Annotated in this window: 2 protein-coding genes and 1 pseudogene; 2 read left to right on the top strand and 1 reads right to left on the bottom strand. The window is 65.6% G+C overall.

The annotated features are described in order from the left end of the window. A pseudogene (locus QO034_RS23140) lies at window positions 1-366 on the bottom strand (biotin/lipoyl-containing protein); the annotation flags it as partial. Between the two features lie 205 nt (window positions 367-571). Here QO034_RS23140 and QO034_RS23135 point away from each other — a divergent pair. Both QO034_RS23135 and QO034_RS23130 read left to right on the top strand, forming a co-directional pair. Continuing rightward, on the top strand, window positions 572-1,966 hold the full coding sequence (locus QO034_RS23135; protein ID WP_284487856.1) for an amidase family protein: 1,395 nt from the start codon (window positions 572-574) through the stop codon (window positions 1,964-1,966). Window positions 1,967-2,005: 39 nt separating this feature from the next. Next, a partial coding sequence (locus QO034_RS23130; protein WP_284487855.1) for an SDR family oxidoreductase occupies window positions 2,006-2,751 on the top strand: 746 nt, incomplete at its 3' end.

Below are 2,751 nucleotides of genomic sequence, written 5' to 3'. Positions count from 1 at the left end.
TCATTCCATTTCGATGAGGAGGTCTTTTGCGTCGATCTGGCTGGCGGGTTGGACGTGGATGGTCTTGACGGTGGCGTCGCGTTCGGCGTGGAGGCCGGTTTCCATCTTCATCGCCTCGATGGTCAGCAAGAGGTCGCCCTGCCTGACCTTCGCCCCGGCCTGCACCGCCACGGTGGCGACGACGCCGGGCATCGGCGCGCCGATGTGGCGGGGGTCGGCCTTGGGGCGTCGGGCGGTGGCGGATTTGACCATCCGGTCGGGCACCCGGATCACGCGGGGCTGGCCGTTGAGTTCGAAGAACACCTTGACCTCGCCGTCCTCGCCGGTTTCGCCCACCGCCTGCACGCGGATCTCCAGCGTCTTGCCGGTTTGGCTGCCTATGGCCCCAAAGCGATCAAACCAGGTGATTTTGGTGATCCGTAACTCATTGATTTCAAACAATCCGATTTTCCCAGTGCATCAAATCAAGTGACCGCCGTCAGGTTTGCGCGGATCGTGGCGCGATATTTTCAAAACCATTGATCTGGCGGATCGCTTGCGGTCATTGTCGGGAAAAAAGGGAGACATGCAGATGGCTGAACTATGGGAACTTTCGGCATCCGAGATCGCGCGGCGGGTCCGATCCGCGGAGGTTTCCGCAGTGGAGGTGACAAAGGCTCATCTGGACCGGCTTGCCGTCGTGAATCCGCGGCTGAATGCGGTGGTTCAGGAATTTCCCGACGAGGCGCTTTCCGAAGCGGCGGCGGTGGACCGCAAGATCGCGCAAGGACAGGACCCCGGCCCGCTCTGCGGCGTCCCGGTCACGACGAAAGTCAATGTCGATCAGAAAGGTCAGGCCACGACAAACGGGTTGAAACTGCAGAAAGATCTCGTGGCGGCATCCGACAATCCGGTGGTCGCCAGCCTGCGCAAAGCCGGGGCCGTCATCGTCGGGCGCACCAATACGCCGGCCTTTTCCCTGCGCTGGTTCACCAAGAACGACCTGCACGGTCAGACCCTGAACCCACGCGATGCCTCGATAACGCCGGGCGGCTCGTCGGGCGGCGCGGCCGCCGCGGTGGCCAGCGGCATCTGCGCGGTGGCGCATGGAACCGACATCGCCGGATCCGTGCGCTACCCGGCCTACGCCTGCGGATTGCACGGATTGCGCCCAAGCCTCGGCCGGGTTCCGGCCTTCAACCACTCTGGTTCGGACCGATTCATCGGGGCGCAGCTGATGGCGGTGTCCGGACCGATCGCCCGCACCATCGAAGACATAGGGCTGTCCCTGATGGCGATGATGACGCCGGATGCGGACGACCCCTGGTACACGCCGTCGCCGCTGGATCAGGGCGGGTTCGAGAAGCGCGCAGCCCTTGCGGTGGCGCCGGACGGCATGGCCACGACCGAGCCTGTCGTGGCCGCGCTGGAAGACGCGGCCGCCCGGTTGCGCGCGGCGGGCTGGCAGGTCGATCCGGTGGAATGCCCGCCGATGCAGGCGGCGGCGGACATCAACGCGATGCTCTGGATGGCCGAAACCCAGCGCACGGCGGCGCAGATGATCGAGAAGGAAGGCGATGCCGACGCGCAGTTCGTGTTTCGCCGGATGACCGGCCATTGCGGCCAGATCGGTCTGGACGGTCTGATGGCCGCCTTGCAGGAACGTGTCACCCTGATCCGGAAATGGGAACGGTTCCTGCGGCGCTACCCGGTCCTGCTGTGCCCGGTGTCGGGGGAACTGCCGTTTCCGCAGCAGCTCGATGTCCGGTCCGAGGCCGATTTCGAGCGGGTCTACGCGGCGCAGCTGACCCAGCGCGGCCTGCCGACGCTGGGCCTGCCCGGGCTGACCGTTGCGACCGGGCAGGTCGGGACCGTGCCCAATGGCGTGCAGTTGATCGCGGGGCGGTTCCGCGAGGACATCCTGCTGGCCGCCGGCGCGGATATCGAAGCGGCGGGGCCGAAGCCGACCGTCGCGACGCCGATCTGAAGCGGCGCGGATACCTGGTTCGAAAAGGAGAAGGGAAACATGGGCAAACTGGACGGAAAGCGGGCCTGGATCACGGGCGGCGGCAGCGGGATCGGGGCTGGCGCGGCGCTGGCGCTCGCCCGCTCCGGGGCCGAGGTGATCGTATCCGGACGCCGCCCGGAACCGCTTCAATCGGTTGTCGATGAAATTGCAAAGGCCGGGGGCGCGGCGCGGGCCATGCCGCTTGACGTGGCCAATGCGGACGAGGTCGCCGAGGTTCGCGAACAGATCGGCCGCGTGGACATCCTGCTGGCGAACGCGGGGCTCAACGTTCCGAAGCGGAGCCTCGGAAACGTCGAAACCGGGGGGTGGGATCTCGTCGTCGATGTCAATCTGAACGGGGTGTTCTATCCCGTCCACGCCGTGTTGCCGGGGATGCGCGATGCGGGATGCGGGCTGATCATCCTGATTTCCAGTTGGGCCGGACGCTATGCGGGCAAGCTGACCGGCGCCGCCTACAACGCCACCAAGCGCGCCGTCATCGCGCTGAACGAAACGATCAACGCCGAAGAGGGTGGAAACGGAATCCGCTCCACCGTGATCATGCCGGGAGAGGTGGCGACGGATATCCTCAGATCCCGTCCGCGCCGGCCGTCCGACAAGGACATCGCGCGGATGTTGCAGGTGGACGACCTGGCGGAAACGGTCCGGTTCGTCGCCGAAATGCCGCCGCATGTCTGCCTGAACGAAATCCTGATCTCTCCGACCTGGAACCGGTTCTACCAGGGGTTTGACGAACTCTCCTA

This window comes from Sedimentitalea xiamensis, from assembly GCF_030164465.1.
In the GTDB taxonomy this organism is placed as follows: Bacteria; Pseudomonadota; Alphaproteobacteria; order Rhodobacterales; family Rhodobacteraceae; genus Sedimentitalea; species Sedimentitalea xiamensis.
This window is presented reverse-complemented; position numbering and strand designations above follow the sequence as displayed.

Excerpts from the sequence above, each read along its gene's own strand:
- QO034_RS23135 (WP_284487856.1), top strand. The coding sequence starts at position 572 with ATGGCTGAACTATGGGAACTTTCGGCATCCGAGATCGCGCGGCGGGTC.